This is a genomic window from Nocardia sputi (assembly GCF_023501985.1).
Map to the genome: position 1 here is coordinate 1 of NZ_JAMFLC010000074.1, position 929 is coordinate 929.

Consider the following 929-nt stretch of genomic DNA (forward strand, 5'->3'; position numbering starts at 1 on the left):
CCCGCGGCGACTCACCCACCCGCGGCGCCGTCGTCGTCACCGCCGCCATCTCCGACCCCGGCCCCACCGAAGGCAACGTCCCCGGCGCCACCACATCCGGCGAAATCCGCACCTGCTGCGGCGAACCCCCCGTCCGATACGCCGCCGACCAACTCAACACATTCGCCGCGTACGCCATCGAGTTGTTGTACCGCAACACCGCCCGCAACTCCTGCGACCCATCCCGCAGATCCATACCCCCCGAACACAAATACTTCCCCGCCGCCAACGCCGCATCGAACACATTATGCGGATCCGACACCCCGTCCCCATTCCCATCCGCCCCATACAACCCCCACGTCCCCGGCAAGAACTGCATCGGACCCACCGCCCGCACAAACCCACCGTCCCCAGCCCGGATCACCTCGTTCCCCGGCAAACTCCCATCCAACGCCGGACCGAAAATCGGCGACACCGTCGTACCCGCCGCATCCGTACGCCCACCCCGCGCATGCCCCGACTCGATCCGCCCGATCCCCGCCAGCAAACTCCACGACAACCCACACCCCGGCGCCGAAGACGCCAACGCCAACTCCGCATTCCGATACGCCGCCAACACCACCTCCGGAATCCCCAACGCACCCCCCACCCCCGGCAACGAAAGCTCCTGCAACGGCACCACACCCGCAAACGGCGCCACCCCCGGCGTCACCGCCCGCAACCGCCGCGGCCCCTCCACCGACACCGGCAACCACCCCACCACCCCCGACGACCCACCCGCCACACCCCCACCCGACGCCGCCGCCAACACCTCCGGCGCCCGCGGCGCCGACACCCCCACCGGCGACTGCACCCCCGAACCACTCACCACCACACCAGCAACAACCAAAGCCGACACCGTTATCGGAGCAGATACACGCATTCGGCCACACCCAATCCCTCGACGTCGT

Annotated in this window: 1 pseudogene; it reads left to right on the plus strand. The window is 69.0% G+C overall.

Annotation, left to right across the window (positions count from 1 at the left end):
* Window positions 1–929: pseudogene (locus M8859_RS37445) on the plus strand (hypothetical protein); the annotation flags it as partial.